This is a genomic window from Pseudomonas sp. DTU12.1 (assembly GCF_009873475.1).
Lineage (GTDB): Bacteria > Pseudomonadota > Gammaproteobacteria > Pseudomonadales > Pseudomonadaceae > Aquipseudomonas > Aquipseudomonas proteolytica.
In genome coordinates, this window is sequence record NZ_CP045254.1 from 173,672 (window position 1) to 195,676 (window position 22,005).

The 22,005-nt window shown below is 57.6% G+C and carries 19 protein-coding genes; 7 read left to right on the forward strand and 12 right to left on the reverse strand.

All coding sequences use genetic code 11. The features are described 5' to 3' along the window. Nucleotides 1-62 precede the first annotated feature (62 nt). The 11 genes from atpB to rpmH form a co-directional block, all read right to left on the reverse strand. On the reverse strand, nt 63-932 hold the full coding sequence (atpB, locus tag GDV60_RS00820) for a F0F1 ATP synthase subunit A (protein ID WP_029290172.1): 870 nt from the start codon (nt 930-932) through the stop codon (nt 63-65). Between the two features lie 16 nt (nt 933-948). Beyond that, nucleotides 949-1,356 carry a F0F1 ATP synthase subunit I gene (locus tag GDV60_RS00825; protein ID WP_010565865.1) on the reverse strand — a complete coding sequence of 136 codons (408 nt, stop codon included), beginning with the start codon at nt 1,354-1,356 and terminating at the stop codon, nt 949-951. Nucleotides 1,357-1,504: 148 nt separating this feature from the next. After that, nucleotides 1,505-2,377: a ParB/RepB/Spo0J family partition protein gene (locus GDV60_RS00830; RefSeq protein WP_070996615.1), complete on the reverse strand. Its 873-nt coding sequence runs from the start codon at nt 2,375-2,377 to the stop codon at nt 1,505-1,507. A 9-nt stretch (nt 2,378-2,386) separates the two neighbouring features. Then, nucleotides 2,387-3,184: a ParA family protein gene (locus GDV60_RS00835; protein ID WP_005792605.1), complete on the reverse strand. Its 798-nt coding sequence runs from the start codon at nt 3,182-3,184 to the stop codon at nt 2,387-2,389. 18 nt (nt 3,185-3,202) lie between these two features. Next, complete coding sequence (gene rsmG, locus GDV60_RS00840) at nt 3,203-3,847, reverse strand: 16S rRNA (guanine(527)-N(7))-methyltransferase RsmG (RefSeq protein ID WP_104911259.1); 645 nt, start codon at nt 3,845-3,847, stop codon at nt 3,203-3,205. Then, entirely contained in the window at nt 3,844-5,736 is a 1,893-nt protein-coding gene (mnmG, locus tag GDV60_RS00845; RefSeq protein WP_159905995.1) for a tRNA uridine-5-carboxymethylaminomethyl(34) synthesis enzyme MnmG, read from the reverse strand. The genes rsmG and mnmG overlap by 4 nt, the downstream gene beginning before the upstream one ends. A gap of 550 nt (nt 5,737-6,286) precedes the next feature. Next, nucleotides 6,287-7,657, reverse strand: coding sequence for a tRNA uridine-5-carboxymethylaminomethyl(34) synthesis GTPase MnmE (gene mnmE, locus GDV60_RS00850; protein WP_159905997.1), 1,371 nt, complete (start codon nt 7,655-7,657; stop codon nt 6,287-6,289). Between the two features lie 79 nt (nt 7,658-7,736). Then, nucleotides 7,737-9,419 (reverse strand): membrane protein insertase YidC, encoded by a 1,683-nt coding sequence (yidC, locus tag GDV60_RS00855; RefSeq protein WP_029290187.1) that lies wholly within the window; start codon nt 9,417-9,419, stop codon nt 7,737-7,739. Between the two features lie 2 nt (nt 9,420-9,421). Then, nucleotides 9,422-9,667, reverse strand: a complete 246-nt coding sequence (gene yidD / locus GDV60_RS00860) for a membrane protein insertion efficiency factor YidD (protein WP_010465488.1) — start codon at nt 9,665-9,667, stop codon at nt 9,422-9,424. Beyond that, complete coding sequence (gene rnpA / locus GDV60_RS00865; protein WP_029290189.1) at nt 9,660-10,064, reverse strand: ribonuclease P protein component; 405 nt, start codon at nt 10,062-10,064, stop codon at nt 9,660-9,662. Before rnpA ends, yidD begins: the two co-directional genes overlap by 8 nt. A 16-nt stretch (nt 10,065-10,080) precedes the next feature. Beyond that, nucleotides 10,081-10,215, reverse strand: coding sequence for a 50S ribosomal protein L34 (gene rpmH, locus GDV60_RS00870; RefSeq protein ID WP_003213577.1), 135 nt, complete (start codon nt 10,213-10,215; stop codon nt 10,081-10,083). Between the two features lie 585 nt (nt 10,216-10,800). On the opposite strand from rpmH, the gene dnaA reads away from it, so the two are divergent. Genes dnaA through gyrB form a run of 4 tightly spaced genes read left to right on the forward strand, consistent with a single transcriptional unit; the run spans nt 10,801 to nt 17,010 of the window. Next, nucleotides 10,801-12,321 (forward strand): chromosomal replication initiator protein DnaA, encoded by a 1,521-nt coding sequence (dnaA, locus tag GDV60_RS00875; RefSeq protein ID WP_029290191.1) that lies wholly within the window; start codon nt 10,801-10,803, stop codon nt 12,319-12,321. A gap of 39 nt (nt 12,322-12,360) precedes the next feature. Continuing rightward, entirely contained in the window at nt 12,361-13,464 is a 1,104-nt protein-coding gene (dnaN, locus tag GDV60_RS00880; protein ID WP_029290193.1) for a DNA polymerase III subunit beta, read from the forward strand. Nucleotides 13,465-13,484: 20 nt separating this feature from the next. Then, nucleotides 13,485-14,588 carry a DNA replication/repair protein RecF gene (gene recF / locus GDV60_RS00885; RefSeq protein WP_029290195.1) on the forward strand — a complete coding sequence of 368 codons (1,104 nt, stop codon included), beginning with the start codon at nt 13,485-13,487 and terminating at the stop codon, nt 14,586-14,588. 4 nt (nt 14,589-14,592) lie between these two features. Beyond that, entirely contained in the window at nt 14,593-17,010 is a 2,418-nt protein-coding gene (gene gyrB, locus GDV60_RS00890) for a DNA topoisomerase (ATP-hydrolyzing) subunit B (protein WP_032857164.1), read from the forward strand. Nucleotides 17,011-17,095: 85 nt separating this feature from the next. Here gyrB and GDV60_RS00895 read toward each other — a convergent pair whose 3' ends face one another. Next, complete coding sequence (locus GDV60_RS00895) at nt 17,096-17,815, reverse strand: response regulator transcription factor (RefSeq protein WP_029290199.1); 720 nt, start codon at nt 17,813-17,815, stop codon at nt 17,096-17,098. A 17-nt stretch (nt 17,816-17,832) separates the two neighbouring features. Between GDV60_RS00895 and GDV60_RS00900 the strand changes: the two genes are divergently transcribed. From GDV60_RS00900 to GDV60_RS00910, 3 genes are all read left to right on the forward strand, one after another. After that, entirely contained in the window at nt 17,833-18,285 is a 453-nt protein-coding gene (locus GDV60_RS00900; protein ID WP_133715196.1) for a hypothetical protein, read from the forward strand. A 369-nt stretch (nt 18,286-18,654) separates the two neighbouring features. After that, complete coding sequence (locus GDV60_RS00905) at nt 18,655-19,644, forward strand: FecR domain-containing protein (RefSeq protein ID WP_029290203.1); 990 nt, start codon at nt 18,655-18,657, stop codon at nt 19,642-19,644. 18 nt (nt 19,645-19,662) lie between these two features. Then, entirely contained in the window at nt 19,663-21,966 is a 2,304-nt protein-coding gene (locus tag GDV60_RS00910) for a CHASE2 domain-containing protein (RefSeq protein ID WP_159905999.1), read from the forward strand. The last annotated feature ends 39 nt before the right edge of the window (nt 21,967-22,005 follow it).

Genomic DNA, 22,005 nt, shown 5'->3' on the forward strand with positions numbered 1-22,005 from the left:
TAGCCCTTGGGGGCCACCTTCCCGTTTCACCGGGAAGGACATCAGACTAGTCGAGACTGGTCTTAATGGTTCTCTTCGTGCGCCATCGACAGGTAGACGATGGTCAGCATCATGAAGATAAACGCCTGCAGGGTAATGATCAGGATGTGGAACACAGCCCACGCCCACTGCAGAACAATGCCCAGGCCGCTAAGCCAGAGCAGGCCGCTGCCGAACATCACAGCGATCAGAATGAACACCAGCTCGCCGGCATACATGTTGCCGAACAGTCGCAGAGCCAGGGAAATCGGCTTGGCGATCAGGGTGACGAATTCCAGCAGGAAGTTCACCGGGATCAGCAGGGCTTGAACGAAGATGTTCTTGCTGCCGAACGGGTGCAGGGTCAGTTCGCCGATGAAGCCGCCGATGCCCTTGATCTTGATGCTGTAGAAGATGATCAACGCGAACACCGACAGGGCCATGCCCAGGGTAGCGTTCGGGTCAGTGGTCGATACCGCGCGGAATGGGATGTGCGGGTCGCCGCTGATCCACATGGCCACTTGCGGGATCCAGTCCACCGGGATCAGGTCGACGGCGTTCATCAGGAACACCCAGACGAAGATGGTCAGTGCCAACGGTGCAATCACCGGGCTACGGCCATGGAAGCTGTCTTTCACGCTGCCATCGACGAATTCGACCAATACTTCAACGAAGTTCTGCAAAGCACCTGGCTGACCGGAAGTCGCCTTCTTTGCCGCCATGCGGAAAATCAGGACGAAGATCAGACCCAATGCGACCGACCAGCCCAGAGTATCCAGGTGGAAAGCCCAGAAGCCCATTTCTTTGGCCTCTGCTGCGGAGTGGGCAAAGCCCCAGCCGCCGTTGGGAAGCTGACCGAAGGTCAGGTTCTGCAAGTGGTGCTGGATATAGCCCGAAGCGGTTGTTTCTGCCATGGTTGCCTCAAACGCCCTAAGGTTTCGAAAGTCTTGTTTTCATTAGCAGGGGAGCGAACCAGCTGACCAGTTGGGTCAACACGAAGACGCCGAATACAGCTAGCGGCGCCAATGGCTTCACACCTGCAAAGGTCAGTGCAAACAGCACTGCCGTCAAAATCAGTTTCCCTGCTTCGCCGGCATAAAAAGACCGGACGATAGCCTGGGCTGCTCGGGCGCCGGAAAACCGAAAGGCCCTGTGAGCAAAATACATATTGGGCAGCAAGGCTATCAGGCCTCCGCAGAGTCCTGAATACCCGGCTACGACCCCATGCCAATACCAAAGCGCCAATGCGGCGATCAGCAGAATGACAAATTGGGCCAATAAAACCGGGAAAACGGCCAAGCGATGGAACGGCAACGTGTTTGGCGTGCGGGTTTCCATCACTCTTGCTCCTCAATGGTCGGCTGCCGGAAATCAATAACTTGGCATAATTTGTGCCGACAAAATGCGCGCAGAGTATAGGGGCGGTTCTGCCCCTATTCAACTGCCGGGTAGTGATTTCCGACTGCACGCTACATAAGCAAATGTTTCAGCGGATGTGGGAAAGAACGCCCTGGAGCTCATCGAGGGAGTTATATCCGATAACCAATTGCCCTTTACCCTTCTTACCGTGGCGAATTTGCACCGCAGAGCCCAGCCGCTCGGCCAGGCGCTGCTCAAGGCGCGCAATATCCGGATCAGTTTTGGCGGTTTCAACCGGTGCAGGTTTGCCACTGAGCCACTGGCGAACCAGGGCCTCGGTCTGACGAACGGTGAGACCTCGTGCGACAACGTGTCGCGCCCCTTCAACCTGTTGATTTTCCGGTAAACCGAGCAAAGCACGGGCATGACCCATTTCCAGGTCACCGTGGGACAACATGGTCTTGATCACTTCTGGAAGCGCGATCAGACGCAACAGGTTGGAAACCGTGACACGGGATTTGCCCACCGCATCGGCCACTTCCTGCTGGGTCAGCTTGAATTCCTGCTGCAAGCGCTGCAGGGCAATGGCTTCCTCGATGGGATTGAGGTCTTCGCGCTGGATATTCTCGATCAATGCCATGGCAATGGCAGTTTCATCCGGCACATCGCGCACCATCGCCGGGATGGTTTCCTGGCCGGCCTGCTGACTGGCGCGCCACCGGCGTTCGCCGGCGATGATTTCAAACCGACCGCCACCAATGGGGCGCACCACAATCGGCTGCATCACGCCCTGGGCCTTGATCGAATTGGCCAGCTCTTCCAGCGCCTGCGGGTCCATGTCCCGGCGCGGCTGGTACTTGCCACGCTGGATCAGGTCCAACGGCAAGTGTTGCAGCTCACGGGAGTCGGCCTGCACCGCCTGTTCTTCCAGCGAAGTGACAGTCGGACCACTCAGCAGTGCATCCAGTCCACGTCCGAGACCTCGTTTCTTGACGGCCATGGGGATTCCTTAAGTTGGCTGGGCGGCAGCGGTGCGTGAGTTGCGGCGTTGGCGACGAACCATCTCGCCGGCCAGCGCCAGGTAGGCAATGGCACCACGGGATGACTTGTCGTACGCCAGCGCGGGCATGCCATAGCTTGGCGCTTCGGCCAGGCGGATGTTCCGTGGGATCACCGTGTCGTAGAGCTGGTCGCCAAAGTGCTCCTTGAGCTGCGCCGACACATCGTTCATCAGGCTCAGGCGCGGGTCATACATGGTCCGCAGCAGGCCTTCGACTTTCAGGTTCGGGTTGAGCAACTCAGCGATGCGCTTGATGTTATCCACAAGGTCGCTCAAGCCTTCGAGGGCGAAGTACTCGCACTGCATGGGGATAATCACCCCATCGGCGGCGACCAACGCGTTGAGCGTCAGCATCGACAGCGACGGCGGGCAGTCGATCAAAATGTAATCGTAATTCTCGCGGATCGGCGCCAGGGCGCTGCGCAGACGGCTTTCTTTCATCTGCATTTCCAGCAGCACCACTTCCGCCGCGGTCAGATCGCGGTTGGCCGGCAGCAGTTGATAACCGCCGTGCTCGGAATAGTGCATGGCCTGGGCCAGGTCGCACTCGCCAATCAGCAAGTCGTAGACCGAGTTTTCCAGGCCGTGTTTATCCACACCGCTACCCATGGTGGCGTTGCCCTGTGGATCGAGATCGATCAACAGCACCCGACGCTTGGTAGCGACCAGGGATGCTGCGAGGTTGATGCAGGTGGTGGTTTTGCCCACGCCACCTTTCTGGTTCGCTATCGCGAATACCTTAGCCATTCTTGCTTGTGTTCCCAATCATGCCGTGCGGCGCAGTATCAGCAGATGGCGTTGGCCTTGGCAACCGGGTACGGCCAAGGCGTGTTCGCTATCGAGGTGGAAGTCTGCCGGCAATGCTAACAGCTCGTCGCTTGGATGAACGCCCTTCATTGCCAGCCAACGGGTGTTCAGGTCGCCCAGGTGGCGCGTCCAGTTGCTGAAGTTCTCCATGCTGCTGAAGGCCCTGGAAACAATTCCATTGAAGGGCTGCTCAGGCGTGAAGGCTTCTACGCGGCTGTGGATAACTTGCAGGTTGTCCAGCTTGAGTTCGAGTTTGACCTGGGTCAGGAAGCGGGTTTTCTTACCGTTGCTGTCCAGACATGTCACTTGCGACTCGGGAAACAGGATGGCCAGCGGGATGCCAGGCATGCCTCCGCCACTGCCAACGTCCAGCCAGCGCCCGTTTTCGATGAATGGCATCACGCTCAAGCTGTCGAGCAAATGCCGCGAAACCATTTCGTCCGGATCGCGCACCGCAGTCAGGTTGTAGGCCTTGTTCCATTTGATCAACAGGGCCAGATAGCCCAACAGCAACTCATGCTGGGCTTCGGTCAGTTCCACGCCCAATTGGCGCGCACCTGTGGATAACTCTTCGGCGTGTTGCAAGGTGACCAACGAACTCAAGCGCTTTGCTCCAACTGACGGCCCGCGCCGCGTTTTTTCAAATGAATCATCAACAGCGAAATGGCTGCCGGGGTGACGCCCGGGATACGGGAAGCCTGGCCCAGGGTCTCGGGACGAGTTATCCCCAGCTTGCTTTGAATTTCTTTCGACAGACCGGAAATCCCGGTGTAATCGATATCCACAGGCAGCTTGGTGTCTTCACTGGCGCGCAGTCGAGCGATCTCGTCCTGCTGACGATCAATGTAACCGGCATATTTGGTCTTGATTTCGACCTGCTCGGCCACCTGTGGATCTTCTGCGCCGCCGCCAGTGACTTCGACCAGACCAACGTAGTCGATTTCCGGACGGGACAGCAGGTTCAACAGGTTGTACTCGTGGGTCAGCGGCGTGCCAAATTTTTCGGCAATGGCATCGCCTTGCTCAGTACCCGGACGCACCCAAGTACTTTTCAGGCGCTGCTCTTCCAGTTCGATGCTTTCGCGTTTTTTGCAGAACGCTGCCCAACGCGCGTCATCGACCAGGCCCAGCTCGCGACCTTTTTCGGTCAGGCGCAGGTCGGCGTTGTCTTCGCGCAGGATCAGGCGATATTCGGCCCGGGAAGTGAACATCCGATACGGTTCCTGGGTACCCAGGGTAATCAGGTCGTCAACCAACACCCCGATGTACGCTTCATCGCGACGCGGGCACCAGCTGTCTTTGCCCTGGGCGCGCAATGCCGCATTGGTCCCGGCCAGCAAACCCTGGGCGCCGGCTTCTTCGTAACCGGTGGTGCCGTTGATTTGCCCGGCGAAGAACAGGCCGCCGATCACTTTGGTTTCCAGGCTGTATTTCAAGTCCCGTGGATCGAAGTAGTCGTACTCGATGGCGTAGCCAGGTCGCACGATGTGCGCGTTTTCCATGCCGCGAATCGACTGCACGATCTGGATTTGCACGTCGAACGGCAGGGAAGTGGAAATCCCGTTCGGGTACAGCTCGTGGGTAGTCAAACCCTCCGGCTCGATAAAGACCTGGTGGCTTTCCTTGTCGGCAAAGCGGTGGATCTTGTCTTCGATCGACGGGCAATAGCGCGGGCCGATGCCCTCAATCACCCCGGAATACATCGGCGAACGATCAAGGTTGGCCGCGATGATTTCGTGGGTACGCGCATTGGTGTGGGTAATCCAGCAACTCACCTGTTTCGGGTGCTGCTCCTTGGACCCCATGAACGACATCACCGGGATCGGCGTATCCCCGGCTTGCTCGGTCATTACCGAGAAATCCACAGAACGCCCGTCGATACGCGGCGGGGTCCCGGTTTTCAGGCGACCGACACGCAGTGGCAGTTCGCGCAGGCGATGAGCAAGGGCAATGGACGGCGGATCACCGGCACGGCCACCCGAATAGTTCTGCATCCCGATGTGGATAAGTCCACCGAGGAAGGTACCGGTGGTCAGCACCACGGATTCTGCAAAAAAACGCAGGCCCATTTGCGTGACAACGCCGCGAACCTGGTCCTGCTCGACGATCAGGTCGTCAGCAGCTTGCTGAAATATCCACAGGTTGGCCTGGTTTTCCAGGGTTTCGCGTACTGCCGCCTTGTACAGAATGCGGTCGGCTTGTGCTCGAGTAGCACGTACGGCCGGGCCTTTGCGGCTGTTGAGCACACGAAATTGAATACCACCCTTGTCGGTAGCCATGGCCATCACACCGCCAAGGGCGTCGATTTCCTTGACCAGGTGGCTTTTGCCGATCCCACCAATGGCGGGGTTGCAACTCATGGCACCAAGGGTTTCCACGTTGTGCGTCAGCAACAGGGTTTTGACCCCCATGCGGGCTGACGCCAGTGCTGCCTCGGTACCGGCATGACCGCCGCCGATGACGATCACTTCAAAACGGGAAGGGAAATCCACCACGCACCTCGTGCCTGCTTATGTAGGTAATCAGGAATTGTCTGTTGAAAGAGTTTTGGAGCTATGGCGGCAAGTATAGGGACTTAGCCCTTCCTAAAGAACCCTTTGCACAAAATTTAACCAGCTGTGGATGAATCAGAGGTAATAGAAATTAAAAGAGAGAAATTTATTAAATCTTTGTTTTTATGTTTATTTCTACTGAGCCTACTTTCTGTGGATAGATCTCTATAGGCCTTTATTTACGTGCTGTACAGAGATTCAAAAGTCTGTGGTTAGGTGCCAATGAGGCCCTTGGATAAGTGCTTTAAGCCTGTGGATTAAACAGGTGCTTATCCACAGGCGGGTTTTTACTCAGGTTTCGAGCCCTGTTATCAACTGGGCACAAGGGCGGTTATTCACAGGGCTTAATCCACAGAAAAGTGTCACACACGGCAAATTTCACCCACGGCAAGGCAGCCTTGGGGGAGGTAAATTTGAGGAAATGCGAAGGTGTGCCCTGAAACGGACGAAACAGACAGGCACCCATTGCCTGTCTGTGAACAGCGAAGGGTTATTTACCGATGCAGAAGCTGGAAAAGATCCTGCCGAGCAGATCATCAGAGCTGAACGCCCCGGTAATTTCCCCCAGCAGTTGCTGGGCCTGCCGTAAGTCTTCGGCCAACAGCTCTCCCGCGCCCGCCAGCGTCAGCTGTGCTCTGCCGTGCTCAAGGGCGGCGCTGGCATGGCGTAGGGCCTCAAGGTGCCTGCGACGAGCACTGAAGCTGCTCTCCGAGGTCTGTTCATAACCCATGCACGCCTTGAGATGATCACGTAGCAGTTCCAGGCCATCGCCGGCAGACTTGGCGCTGAGGCTGATCGTGACATGGCCATCGTCGCTGACTTCCAGGGCAATGGCTTCCCCCGTGAGGTCGGCTTTGTTGCGAATCAGCGTGACTTTGGCCGGGTCCGGCCGTTGTTCAAGGAATTCGGGCCACAGGGCAAAAGGATCCACAGCCTCAGGTGCTGTGGCATCCACCACCAACAGCACCCGATCTGCTTCACCGATGGCCTTGAGCGCCCGTTCCACACCGATTTTTTCCACCTGGTCATCGGTATCGCGCAAACCGGCAGTATCGACCACGTGCAGCGGCATGCCATCGATATGGATGTGCTCGCGCAGGATATCCCGGGTGGTACCGGCAATCTCGGTGACAATGGCCGCTTCACGCCCCGCAAGAGTGTTGAGCAAACTCGACTTGCCGGCGTTGGGCCGGCCAGCAATCACCACAGTCATACCGTCGCGCAGCAATGCGCCCTGCCCGGCTTCCTTCAGTACTGTGGATAACTCATCGCGGACCTTATCGAGCATGGCTAGGACATGACCATCGGCGAGAAAGTCGATTTCTTCTTCCGGGAAATCAATGGCTGCCTCGACATAGATGCGCAAACTGATCAGTTGCTCGGTGAGGTTATGCACACGCAGGGAAAACGCCCCCTGCAACGAGCGCAGGGCATTGCGTGCGGCCTGTGCAGAACTGGCCTCGATCAGGTCGGCGATGGCCTCGGCCTGGGCCAGGTCGAGCTTGTCATTGAGGAACGCGCGCTCGCTGAATTCACCCGGCCGGGCCAGGCGGCAGCCCAATTGCAGGCAGCGCTGCAGCAGCATGTCCAGCACCACAGGACCGCCATGGCCCTGCAGTTCCAGCACATCCTCGCCGGTGAACGAGTTAGGCCCGGGAAAATACAGGGCCAGGCCTTCATCCAGCACCTCGAGGTCTTCAGCAAAAAAGGGCCCGTAATGCGCATACCGGGGCTTCAGCTCGCGCCCGCTGATAGCCTTGGCGGCAATGCCGGCCAGCGGTCCGGAAATTCGAACGATACCGACACCGCCCCGGCCCTGGGCGGTGGCGACGGCAGCGATGGTTTCACGAGGAGCGCTCATCAGCGGTTTCCCAGATAAAAGTGACAGAATGCAAAACGCCCCACGAGGGGGCGTCTTGAGTGGTTATCCACAGAGTAAGTTACGCCTCGGCTTTTTTGGCAGCCGCTTCGATCTTACGTGTGATGTACCACTGTTGAGAGATCGACAACACGTTGTTGACCACCCAGTACAGGACCAGACCAGCCGGGAACCACAGGAAGAAGAAGGTGAAGATGATTGGCATCATTTTCATCACCTTGGCCTGCATCGGATCCGGAGGAGTCGGGTTCAGACGCTGCTGGATGAACATGGTCGCGCCCATGATGATCGGCAGGATAAAGAACGGGTCTTTGATCGACAAGTCAGTTATCCACAGCATGAACGGCGCCTGGCGCATTTCCACGCTTTCCAGGAGCACCCAGTACAGCGACAGGAACACCGGCATCTGTACCAGAATCGGCAAGCATCCACCCAACGGGTTGATCTTCTCTTTCTTGTACAGCTCCATCATGGCTTGCGACATCTTCTGCCGGTCATCGCCATGTTGCTCTTTCAGTGCAGCCAGTTTCGGTGCAACCGCACGCATACGGGCCATCGATTTGTAGCTGGCAGCCGACAGCGGGAAGAAAATCCCTTTGATCAGCATGGTCAGGAAGATGATCGACCAGCCCCAGTTACCGACGATGCTGTGGATATGTTGCAGCAACCAGAAGATTGGCTGGGCAATGAACCACAGGATGCCGTAATCCACAGTCAATTCCAGACCTGGGGATAACTCCTTGAGTACCGCCTGGCTTTTCGGGCCGGCATACAAGGTGGCACTGGTTTCAGCCTTGGCGCCTGGTGCAACGGTCAACGCCGGGCCAGTGAAACCAATGATGTAGTTGCCCTGGTTGTCCTTGCGGGTCTGAACCAGGTTGGCTTCACCCTTGTTCGGGATCCACGCGGTTACAAAGTAGTGTTGCAGCCAGGCTACCCAACCACCTTGCACCGTTTCTTTCAGCGCGGCCTTGTCGATATCTTTCATCGACACTTTTTTGTACGGCTCGTTACTTGTCCACAGGGCAGCGCCCAGGTAAGTCGCGGTGCCAGTGGCAGTGCTGGAAGACGGATCGGAGCTGCCGTCACGCTTGAGCTGGGCAAACAGGTTGCCAGTCCAGGCTTTTTCGCTGGTGTTGTCGATCAGGTAGGTGACTTTCAGATCGTACAAACCGCGAGTGAAGCTGAAACGCTTGATGTAATTGACGCCGTCGTGACTGAATTTCAGGTCGACGTTCAACTGGTTTTGGCCATCAGCCAGTTGATAAGTCTTCTGTTCGGTCGAATAAACCGGACGACCGGTAGCACGAGCATCAGGACCATCAGTGCCAGTCAGGCCGCTTTGCGCCAGATAAACACGTTCGCCACCGTTATCGAACAACTGGAATGGAACATCCGGATGGTCTTGGCGACGTGGATACAGTGGCAATTTCAGCTGGGCAATATCGCCGCCCTGTGGATCGATCGCCAGGTCCAGTACATCCGTTTTGACGTGGATGAGGTCTTTATTGGTGATGACCGCGTTGTCTACAGGGGTGCTGGTATCGGCATTCGCGCTGGGTACATCGGCACTGGCGGAAGCATTGTTACCCAACGGTGCATCTGCAATAGCAGGAGCAGACTGATTGGTAGCAACATTCTGAGTCGGCAGGGCAGCCTGGCCATAGTCCTGGTTCCATTTCAGAACCATAACGTAGGACACGATTGCCAGGGCGACGATCAGGATCGTGCGTTTAATATCCATGATTACTCGGCCATCGAAGAAGAACGGGAGGTAGGGATAGGCGGAACCGGGTCATAACCACCGGGATTCCACGGATGACAGCGACCTAAACGACGAAAGGTCAGCCAGCCACCGCGCAGAAGGCCATGATTTTCTATGGCTTCATACGCGTAGCAGGAACAACTGGGGTAGAAACGACAGTGGCTGGCCATCAGCGGACTGATGGCATAACGGTAAAACTGGATCGGAACGAGGGCCAGTTTACGCATCAGTGCTGTCTACCCCTACAGTTTCGGGGCTGACTGCTGGGGTCGGCTTGCTGGTGCGAGCCAAACGTTTCCAGAGCTTGCCGAAATGCTGAATCAATTCGGGGTTTTCTACGTCCCCCAAGCCTTTGCGCGCGACGATAACAATATCCCAACCAACCAGAGTGTCCTGGTGGAGGCGAAACGATTCGCGCATCAGACGCTTGAGGCGATTGCGCTCAACGGAGAGCTTTACGCTCTTCTTGCCGATCACCAACCCGAGACGGGGGTGATCCAGATCGTTGTTACGCGCAAGGAGCAGGAGATTTTTCCCCGGAACCTTGCCGGTGGGGGAGTCAAAGACTGCCTTGAAGTGCCGGGGGGTTAGCAGACGCTTTTCCCGACTGAAGTCCTGACTCACCACCAGTACCGGATTATCAAACTGCCAGACGCGCACGACCTTTGGCGCGGCGACGCGACAGGACAGCACGGCCGTTCTTGGTAGCCATGCGAGCACGGAAACCGTGAGTACGGGCGCGTTTGATGGTGCTTGGTTGGAAAGTACGTTTCATGGCGTGTTACCTGGTTCGTCCACAACGGGCCGGAATGGCCCCCGTTTTAAGAGACCGGGGATTCTAGAGAAAGCAAGCCTCTAGGTCAATTTCCAACCAGCTATTCCTTCAATTAGATATCTGCAGGCCCTGGGGCCTATTCCATGAGGTTCGGCTTTCACGAGCAATGCCATAGATATAAAAATAAAGAAGGAAGTTATTTAAAGCTTTTCTGTAAAGCTTATAAAAGCTAGGGAGCCGATCATCTGTGGATAACTGGCTTGAGACCATATTCCACGCGCTGTACAGAGGATGACAACACGGGGGAGAAGCAGTGCTCTGCCTGTGCTGCACTGTCGGATAAGCTGTGTGTGGAAGGGCTACTTATCCACAGGCCAGTTACCCACAGACTTTCGACCCCACTTGTACAACGAGCTTAGGGGCGCTTATCCACAGAGCTTATGCACAGACCATTTGTCGCCTTTTTTACGGTTAAGGCATTGATTCTTGGCGGCCTGTGAGCAACCTACATGTGGATAAGTGGCCCGCTCGCCGCTACAATGGCGGCTGTTTTTGCCTCACCGGCTTTCAACTTAGGGGATATCCGTGTCAGTGGAACTTTGGCAGCAGTGCGTGGAGCTTTTGCGCGATGAGCTGCCTGCCCAGCAATTCAACACCTGGATCCGTCCACTACAGGTCGAAGCCGAAGGCGACGAGTTGCGTGTCTACGCACCCAATCGTTTTGTTCTCGACTGGGTCAACGAGAAGTACCTGAGCCGCGTTCTCGAATTGTTCGACGAACATGGTAATGGGATGGCTCCTGCGCTCTCCTTATTAATAGGCAGCAAACGCAGCTCCGTACCTCGCGCCGCACCCAACGCGCCGCTTGCCGCCGCTGCGTCGCAAGCCCAGGCTGCCTCTGCCCCGGTCAATCATGCGCCGGCGCCCGCTGCGTCTATGCCGACGAAATCCGCCGCGCAGAAAAACGCGCCAGTCAGCGAAGAGCCCTCCCGCGACAGTTTCGACCCGATGGCAGGAGCCAGCTCCCAGCAGGCGCCGGTACGTGCCGAACAGCGCACGGTCCAGGTCGAGGGTGCGCTCAAGCACACCAGTTACCTGAACCGCACCTTTACCTTTGAAAACTTCGTCGAAGGTAAATCCAACCAGCTGGCCCGCGCTGCGGCCTGGCAGGTTGCTGACAACCCCAAGCATGGTTACAACCCACTCTTCCTTTACGGCGGTGTTGGCTTGGGTAAGACGCACTTGATGCACGCTGTGGGTAACCACCTATTAAAGAAGAACCCGAATGCCAAGGTCGTGTACCTGCACTCGGAGCGCTTCGTGGCCGACATGGTCAAGGCGTTGCAACTCAATGCGATCAACGAATTCAAACGCTTCTATCGCTCCGTCGATGCGCTGCTGATCGATGACATTCAATTCTTCGCGCGCAAGGAACGTTCCCAGGAAGAGTTTTTCCACACGTTCAACGCCCTGCTTGAAGGTGGCCAGCAGGTCATCCTCACCAGCGATCGCTACCCCAAGGAAATCGAGGGCCTGGAAGAGCGTCTCAAATCGCGCTTCGGTTGGGGCCTGACCGTTGCGGTAGAGCCGCCGGAACTGGAAACCCGGGTCGCGATCCTGATGAAAAAGGCCGACCAGGCGAAAGTCGATCTGCCTCACGACGCCGCATTCTTCATCGCCCAGCGCATCCGCTCCAACGTGCGTGAGCTCGAAGGCGCGCTCAAGCGCGTCATCGCTCACTCGCACTTCATGGGCCGCGATATCACCATCGAGCTGATTCGCGAATCCCTCAAAGACCTGCTGGCGTTGCAAGACAAACTGGTGAGTGTGGATAACATTCAGCGCACTGTGGCCGAGTACTACAAGATCAAGATTTCCGACCTGCTGTCCAAGCGCCGCTCGCGCTCGGTAGCGCGTCCGCGTCAGGTGGCCATGGCGCTCTCCAAGGAGTTGACCAACCACAGCCTGCCGGAAATCGGCGATGTATTTGGTGGTCGCGACCACACCACGGTCTTGCACGCGTGCCGCAAGATCAACGAGCTTAAGGAATCCGACGCGGATATTCGCGAGGACTACAAGAACCTGCTGCGTACACTGACAACTTGATGAACACCAGCGCAGCTTATTAAGGCAAGGGACTAGACCATGCATTTCACCATTCAACGCGAAGCCCTGTTGAAACCCCTGCAACTGGTCGCAGGCGTCGTCGAGCGCCGACAGACCTTGCCGGTACTTTCCAACGTACTGTTGGTTGTCGAAGGCCAGCAGTTGTCGTTGACCGGTACCGACCTGGAAGTCGAACTGGTTGGTCGTGTACAGCTGGAAGAACCCGCTGAGCCCGGTGAGATCACCGTGCCTGCGCGCAAGCTGATGGACATCTGCAAAAGCCTGCCCAACGACGCGCTGATCGACATCAAGGTCGATGAGCAGAAGTTGGTGGTCAAGGCCGGGCGCAGTCGTTTCACCCTGTCGACCTTGCCGGCCAACGACTTCCCGACTGTGGAAGAAGGCCCGGGTTCGCTGACCTGCAGCCTGGAACAAAGCCGTCTGCGTCGTTTGATCGAGCGCACCAGCTTCGCCATGGCCCAGCAGGACGTGCGTTACTACCTCAACGGCATGCTGCTGGAAGTCTCTGAAGGCATCATCCGTGCCGTGGCCACTGACGGTCACCGCCTGGCCATGTGCTCGATGAAGGCTGATATCGGCCAGCCGGATCGCCATCAGGTGATCGTGCCGCGCAAAGGTATCCTGGAGCTCGCGCGTCTGCTCACCGAGCCGGACGGTAACGTCAGCATCGTCCTGGGCCAGCATCACATCCGTGCGACCACTGGCGAGTTCACCTTCACCTCCAAGCTGGTAGACGGCAAGTTCCCGGATTACGAGCGTGTGCTACCCAAAGGTGGCGACAAGCTGGTGATCGGTGATCGTCAGGCGCTGCGTGAAGCGTTCAGCCGTACCGCGATCTTGTCCAACGAAAAGTACCGGGGTATTCGCCTGCAATTGGCCAACGGTCAGCTGAAAATCCAGGCCAACAACCCGGAGCAGGAAGAAGCCGAAGAAGAAATCAGCGTTGATTACAACGGTGGCTCGCTGGAGATTGGTTTCAACGTCAGCTACCTGCTTGATGTGCTGGGTGTGATGACCACTGAGCAAGTGCGTCTGATCCTGTCCGACTCCAACAGCAGCGCCCTGGTGCAAGAATCCGATAACGACGACTCGGCTTATGTTGTTATGCCGATGCGCCTGTAATCATGTTCAGCAGAAGCTAGATGTCCCTCAGTCGCGTCTCGGTCACCGCGGTGCGCAATCTGCACCCGGTGACCTTCTCCCCCTCCCCCCGCATCAATATCCTCCACGGCGCCAACGGCAGTGGCAAAACCAGCGTGCTGGAAGCCATTCACTTGTTGGGCCTGGCTCGTTCCTTTCGCAGCGCCCGCCTGTTACCGGTGATTCAGTACGAGCAATTGGCGTGCACCGTATTTGGCCAGGTTGAACTGGCGCAAGGCGGGCATAGCAGCCTGGGGATATCCCGTGATCGCCAGGGGGAGTTCCAGATCCGTATCGATGGGCAGAATGCGCGCAGTGCGGCGCAACTGGCGGAAATCCTGCCACTGCAATTGATCAACCCCGACAGCTTCCGTTTGTTGGAAGGTGCCCCCAAGATTCGCCGGCAGTTCCTCGATTGGGGAGTGTTCCACGTGGAACCGAGGTTCATGGCCACTTGGCAGCGCCTGCAGAAGGCCCTGCGGCAGCGGAACTCATGGCTGCGGCATGGTACACTTGACGCCGCTTCGCAAGCGGCCTGGGACCGTGAACTGTGCCTGGCCAGCGACGAAATAGATGAATACCGCCGCACCTATATCAAAGCCTTGAAACCAGTCTTTGAACAGACCTTGAGTGAGTTGCTGGAACTCGAGGGGCTGACGCTGAGCTACTACCGTGGTTGGGACAAAGAGCGTGACTTGAGTGCAGTACTCGCCACCTCTTTGCAACGGGACCAGCAAATTGGCCACACCCAGGCAGGACCGCAACGCGCTGATTTGCGCCTTAGATTAGGTGCTCATAACGCCGCGGATATCTTGTCCCGTGGTCAGCAGAAGCTAGTGGTCTGCGCGCTGCGTATCGCCCAGGGGCACTTGGTTAGCCAGGCCCGACGCGGTCAATGTATTTATCTGGTGGATGATTTGCCGTCCGAACTGGACGAGCAACACCGCCGCGCGCTATGCCGCTTGTTGGAAGACTTACGCTGCCAGGTATTTATTACCTGTGTAGACCACGAATTATTGAGGGAAGGCTGGCAGACGGAAACGCCAGTCGCTTTGTTCCACGTGGAACAAGGCCGTATCACCCAGACCCACGACCATCGGGAGTGAAGGCATGAGCGAAGAAAACACGTACGACTCGACCAGCATTAAAGTGCTGAAAGGTTTGGATGCCGTACGCAAACGTCCCGGTATGTACATTGGCGACACCGATGATGGTAGCGGTCTGCACCACATGGTGTTCGAGGTGGTCGACAACTCCATCGACGAAGCTCTCGCCGGCCATTGTGACGACATCAGCATCATCATCCACCCGGACGAATCCATCACCGTGCGTGACAACGGTCGCGGCATTCCGGTAGATGTGCATAAAGAAGAAGGCGTATCGGCGGCAGAGGTCATCATGACTGTGCTCCACGCCGGCGGTAAGTTCGACGACAACTCCTATAAAGTATCCGGCGGTTTGCACGGTGTAGGCGTGTCGGTAGTAAACGCCCTGTCAGAAGAGTTGATCCTGACCGTTCGCCGTAGCGGCAAGATCTGGGAACAGACTTACGTGCATGGCGTACCTCAGGCACCCATGGCGATCGTCGGTGACAGCGAAACCACCGGCACCCAGATTCACTTCAAGCCTTCGGCTGACACCTTCAAGAATATTCACTTCAGCTGGGACATCCTGGCCAAGCGGATTCGTGAACTGTCGTTCCTCAACTCCGGTGTGGGTATCGTCCTCAAGGACGAACGCAGCGGCAAGGAAGAGCTGTTCAAGTACGAAGGTGGTCTGCGTGCATTCGTTGAATACCTGAACACCAACAAGACTGCGGTCAACCAGGTGTTCCACTTCAACATCCAGCGTGAAGACGGCATCGGCGTGGAAATCGCCCTGCAATGGAACGACAGCTTCAACGAGAACCTGTTGTGCTTCACCAACAACATTCCCCAGCGCGACGGCGGTACTCACTTGGTGGGTTTCCGTTCTGCACTGACGCGCAACCTGAACACCTACATCGAAGCCGAAGGCCTGGCCAAGAAGCACAAGGTCGCCACCACCGGTGACGATGCCCGTGAAGGCCTGACTGCGATTATTTCGGTCAAGGTCCCGGATCCGAAGTTCAGCTCCCAGACCAAAGACAAGCTGGTTTCTTCTGAAGTGAAGACCGCTGTTGAACAGGAAATGGGCAAGTATTTCTCCGACTTCCTGTTGGAAAACCCTAACGAAGCCAAGTTGGTCGTCGGCAAGATGATCGATGCGGCACGGGCTCGTGAAGCGGCGCGTAAAGCCCGTGAAATGACGCGTCGTAAAGGTGCGCTGGATATCGCTGGCTTGCCGGGCAAACTGGCGGACTGCCAGGAGAAGGACCCTGCCCTCTCCGAACTGTACCTGGTGGAAGGTGACTCTGCTGGCGGTTCCGCCAAGCAGGGTCGTAACCGCCGCACCCAGGCGATCCTGCCGTTGAAGGGTAAGATCCTCAACGTCGAGAAAGCCCGTTTCGACAAGATGATTTCCTCCCAGGAAGTCGGCACCTTGATCACCGCCCTGGGCTGTGGCATTGGTCGCGACGAGTACAACATCGACAAGTTGCGCTATCACAACATCATCATCATGACCGATGCTGACGTCGACGGTTCGCACATCCGTACCCTGCTGCTGACCTTCTTCTTCCGTCAGTTGCCGGAGTTGATCGAGCGTGGCTACATCTATATCGCCCAGCCACCGTTGTACAAAGTGAAAAAGGGCAAGCAAGAGCAATACATCAAAGACGACGACGCCATGGAAGAGTACATGACGCAGTCGGCCCTGGAAGATGCCAGCCTGCACTTGAACGATGAAGCCCCGGGGATCTCCGGTGAGGCGCTGGAGCGTCTGGTAAACGACTTCCGGATGGTGATGAAGACCCTCAAGCGTTTGTCGCGCCTGTACCCTCAGGAGCTGACCGAACACTTCATCTACCTGCCAGCCGTCAGCCTGGAACAGTTGGGCGATCACGCAGCGATGCAGGATTGGCTGGCCCAGTACGAAGTTCGCCTGCGCACCGTTGAGAAGTCTGGCCTGGTTTACAAAGCCAGCCTGCGTGAAGACCGTGAACGTAACGTTTGGCTGCCAGAGGTCGAACTGATCTCCCACGGCCTGTCGAACTACGTCACCTTCAACCGTGACTTCTTCGGCAGCAACGACTACAAGACCGTGGTTACCCTGGGCGCGCAACTGAGCACCCTGCTCGACGACGGCGCTTATATTCAGCGTGGCGAACGCAAGAAGCAGGTCAAGGAGTTCAAGGAAGCACTGGACTGGTTGATGGCGGAAAGCACCAAGCGCCATACCATCCAGCGATACAAAGGTCTGGGCGAAATGAACCCGGATCAACTGTGGGAAACCACCATGGACCCAGCGCAGCGTCGCATGCTGCGTGTGACCATCGAAGACGCCATTGGCGCGGACCAGATCTTCAACACCCTGATGGGTGACGCGGTCGAGCCACGTCGTGACTTCATCGAGAGCAATGCCTTGGCAGTGTCCAACCTGGACTTCTGATAACGCATTTGCGAAACAAAAAGGCCAACGTTTAACGTTGGCCTTTTTTATTGCGCATTTTTAAATGCTCCACGTGGAACATCTGTTATGCCGTAGCGGCAGTCACGCTCTCCAAACGATAGCCGTAGCCGTAGATGGTCAGCAGCTGCCAGCCTCGTTCCGGCGTCAGCCCAAGCTTGTTTCGTAGGCGATAAATATGGGTATCCAAGGGCCGTGAAGACACCATTTCTTCATGGGTCCAGAACCGCTCATAGAGATATTCCCGTGACAGCGGCCGCGCCAGGTTGGCGAACAGGCAGCGTGCCAGGCGGTACTCCCTTTCGGTCAGGTTGATCGGATCACCGGCGCGGCTGACGGTCAGCTCGGCATCGTCGAAAGTCAGGTCGTTGAAAACCAGCACTTCCGAGGCAGCCGATTTCTGCAGACCGTGACGGCGCAGGACGGCACTGACCCGTGCCTTCAGCTCGTTGGGACGAAACGGCTTGCTGACATAGTCATCTGCACCGCTGTTCAGGGCCTGGACGATATCGCTCTCGGCGTCGCGGCTGGTAAGCATGATCACCGGAGGCGGCGCCTCCATGTGCTCACGGGTCCAGCGCAGGATCGCGATACCGCTCAGGTCCGGCAATTGCCAGTCGAGTACCAGCAAGTCGAAGGTTTCTCGGCGCAGTTGGCGCAGCAAGTCTTCGCCACGCTCGAAGCAATGCAGCGTCCATGGCTGCTCCGAGGCACTTGGGATTTGTCGCAGAGTCTGTTCCACCCGCCGCAATTCGGCAGGTTCGTCATCCAGTATCGCGACACGCATGGCAGGGTCCTTTCTTTTTGAAGAGTGTTGCAGCGGTTGAAGAGAACATTGGTTCGCCGTTGAATCTGAACAATTATGGCCAGTTTCTCAAGCTCCCTGCATCTCTCGGTACGCTGATATCAAATAGCCCTAAGGCCGTTAAACATCGCGTACCCAGCTGGAAAGATACCGGCTCAAGCCCCTCAGGAAAAGGATCAATGGCAATCAGGTTTTATGCGCTGTCGGGACAGGTGAGTCTTGTGCAGAAGGTCAGAGTGTGGGGAAAGATGTTAGTGCTGGTTGCGGCAACAGGTTTTGGCACGGAAATGGTGGATGCGTGTAGCCCGGCGCCGTCTGCCCCCCTTAACGAAATGTCGGTGTATGCCGAATCGGTAGACGGCCTTGGTTACGCCGGACTCAGGGAAGTTGATGCACCCAATGCCTTTCAACACGGTAGCGTGCTCGACCAGGACCAACGGTGGATCTTCTAAATCTGAACAAATGTTGCGCTGCGCCCCTGTGCACCACTCTTGTAGGTAAATTCTCTTTCGCTGAGTGACACATGGAGGGCGTGCGCGGGAAGCGCTCTCGATACACGGACGTATCATCTGTAGTCCGCGGTTCGCTACGGGCTGCTGTCGGAGGGATGTGAGGGACAGTATTTCTTCGATGTACATCCGGTTCGGCCTCGTCGATCCGGCAGACACAGGGATGTGTCACCTTTCCGAGCACCTCATCCCTGCCACTACGGCTATCGAGTTCGATGCGTCATCGGGTATCGTAGGCGAGATTCAAGGTCCTGCCGCGGCAAGACGCTTTCTGAACGTACAGTCTGACGGACCTTTAGAACTAGAACCTTGATGAGCGCCATGACCCTCTTTCCTCGCCGCTATTCCCTTTCCTCTCTATTCGGTTCAAGCCTGGCCCTGGCGCTTGTGATCAACAGCCCACACGTTCTAGCCAAGCCTGCCCCTGTGCGTGCGCCCTACATAGATGACAACCTGATGTGCCGGGCACAGCCGCTGCCGGCAGTCGTGCAGCACCTGACCGGTGAAGCCTGGAAGCTAGATGCCAAGGGACGCCCCAGCGTGTTGGAAGAAGGCATGCTGATTGATGAGCAGGAAAGCGTAAAAACCTCGCCCTCGGCGTTTGTCAGCTTGTTGCTGGGTGACGGCTCGCGGGTTGTCCTGCCCTCCAGCTCCGAGGTGCGTCTGCACTTGGTGGAAGAACAGGCGATTCCCCAGGTGATCCTGCAACAAGGGCAAGTGGAAGCCTACGTTCTCAAGCGCGCCAGTGACTATGACCGTTTTCAGATCGTGACCCCGGTGGGCGTACTTGGCGTGCGCGGGACGCACTTCCGTGTGCGTAACGACGATCAGCAATCGGTTGTCGAAGTGCTCAACGGCCAGGTGGCCGCCAGCCGCAGCGAGTCGCAACCGCTGGGTAAACAGCTCAAGAAAAAACCGCAGACGGGGCCGGTGGACGGTGAGCTAAAGGTTGGCGCTCGACAAGGGTTGTTGCTCAAGACCCAGGGCGAGTTGAAGACGGTCGACTTATTGCCTGCTCCGCGCCTGATGGGCCAGGACGGTCAGAAAGGCGATGCGCCGGTCTGGACATTGATCCTGCACCCGCAACCGGGGGCCCAGCGCTACCGTGCGCAGGTGGCTACCGATAAAACCTTCATGAACATCAAGCAGGAAAACTTCTCCAGTGAACCGCGCTTGAGCTTCACTGGACTCAAGGCCTCGTTCTATCACGTGCGCGTGTCGGCCTTTGATGACCAGGGACTGGAAGGAGAAACAGGTGTTTATGACATCTTCTATTACCCACCTGCCACCCGTGTGCAGTAGCACCGCGGTGTTGGGACGGTGAAGTGGTGGCGCCGGGCTGAACAACGTCAGCCGAGCCAGGCCCAGCGCCTGTTCAATGGGCTGGTCAGGGAATGGCTGTGGATCAGCCTGCTCCTGCTGCCGATGACGGCCTTGTTGTCCCTGAGCCCTGGCCTGTCCCTGAATAACCTGTTGTACGACAGCTTGCGGCGTATGGCGCCGTTGCAGGTGGACCCGCGCATCCTGTTGGTGAGCATTGATGACATGAGCCTCAGGGAGCTTGGCCAATGGCCTTGGTCGCGGCGTCTGCATGCCGACCTGATCGACCAATTGAGTGCCGCAAAACCTGCCGGGATCCTGCTCGATGTGATCTTCAGCGAACCGGCGCGCGAGCCGGCCAATGATCAGCGCCTGGCCCAGGCGATCTGCAAGGCCGGCAATGTGCTGCTGCCGTTGATTCGCGAAGGCACGCCGCGCTTGGGGCAACCCCTCACGCAAATCCTCCCCGTGCTGCCACTGCGCGACTGTGCCGGGGCGGTGGGTCATATCAACGTGGAGGCGGACAGCGACGGTATTGTGCGCAGCCTCTATTTGCGTGAAGGGCCGCCGGGGCAACTGGTCCCGCAGTTGGCGTGGCTGGCCTTCGAACTGACCGGCCAACAGGCCGACATGCCGGGGCTGCCAGCGTCTTCTGAAACCAGTGATTGGCAACGGGACAATGCCATCCGCATTCCATTTATCGCCGCCGATAACGGCTTTCCCAGCGTGCCCTATGTCAGCGTGCTGCGCGGTGAAGTCCCGGCCCAACTGTTGCGCGATCGGATCATCCTGGTGGGAGCCACCGCGCCAGGCATGGGCGATCGCTACGTGACACCGCTTTCGGCCAGCGTCGGCACGACCCCAGGTGTCGAGATCCAGGCCAATATTCTCAACGGCCTGCTGCAAGGGCGCAGCATTACCGTGTTGCCTGGCTGGCTGGCCACGCTGCTGTCCACCTCGCTGGTGGCATTGCTGCTGGGCCTACTGCTGTTGCGCCCGCGTTATGCCCTGTGGCTGAGCCTGGGTTGTATGGTGGGTGCCCTCCTCGCTTCCTGGGGCTTGTTGCGCCTGGGGCTCTGGTGGTCGCCAGCAGCCACGTTGGTCGGCATGTTGCTCGGCTATCTGATCTGGAACTGGCGTCGCCTGAGCGTAATCCTGGCCTATTTCGGCTGGGAGTTGGCGCGCCTCGACAGTGAGCCCAAGGTGCTGCCGGAACGCCGTCGTGCCGCCGTCAGCAAGGGCGACGTATTGCAGGGCCGTATCGTGGCCCTGGAGCAAGCGGTCAGCCGTACCCGCGACACCCGGCGTTTTATGGCCGACGGCCTGGAGTGCCTGCCGGTCGCGACCCTGATTACCGATCCCACGGGCGAGATCCTGCTGGCCAATCGCATTGCCCGGGATGTGTTTGGCAACGAGCTGATTACCGAGAACCTGCTGCAGCAACTCAAGGCATTGGGCTACCCGCCCTTGCAAGGCGGGGTGAGCACGCCGCTGTCAGCCCTGGAAATCGTCGAGTTCCGCGACACCCAGCAACGCAGCCTGCGCCTGGAGTTGGCACCGTTGTTACCGGTCGACGGTGATGTGGCGTTGGGTTGGCTGCTGAGCCTGACTGACCTGAGTATCGAACGTGACGCCCAACAGCAACGTGAAACCCTGCTGCGCTTCCTCTCCCATGATCTGCGGGCGCCCCACTCAGCCATTCTGGCGTTGTTGGATGTGCAGCGACATGAGGCCTCTGACGTCTGGCAGGTATTTACCCAGATCGAACAGCAAGTGCGGCGGGCATTGAGTTTGACCGAGTCGTTCGTTCAATTGGCCAAGGCCGAGTCCGACGGCTACCAGTTTGAGCCCAGCCTGTTTGCCATGCTGGTGCTCGATGCGTTTGACCAGGTAGCGCTGCTGGCCCAACTGAAAAAGATCCAATTGGTCCACGACCTGGACGAGGCGGGTGAGGACATGGTCCTGGCGGATCAATCCCTACTGACCCGAGCCTTGTTCAACCTGATGGAGAATGCGATCAAGTACAGCCCATCCGGCACCACAGTGACGGTGCGACTCGAACGCAAAGGCCAATGGTTGGCCTGTCATATCCAGGACCAGGGGCCCGGCATCGCGGCCCAGGAGCTTCCCGAACTGTTCAGCCAATACCGACGTTTTGCTTCGGCCCAGGGCAGCGAAGGCCTTGGGTTGGGCCTGACCATGGTCAAGGCGGTCATGGACCGCCATGGGGGCCGGATCGAGTGTGCGAGTGAGGTCGGGCAAGGCACGGTTTTCAGCCTGCAGTTGCCGTTGTGGGAAGAGTAAACAGCTGTGCATAAAAAACCGGCCGCAAGGGCCGGTCTT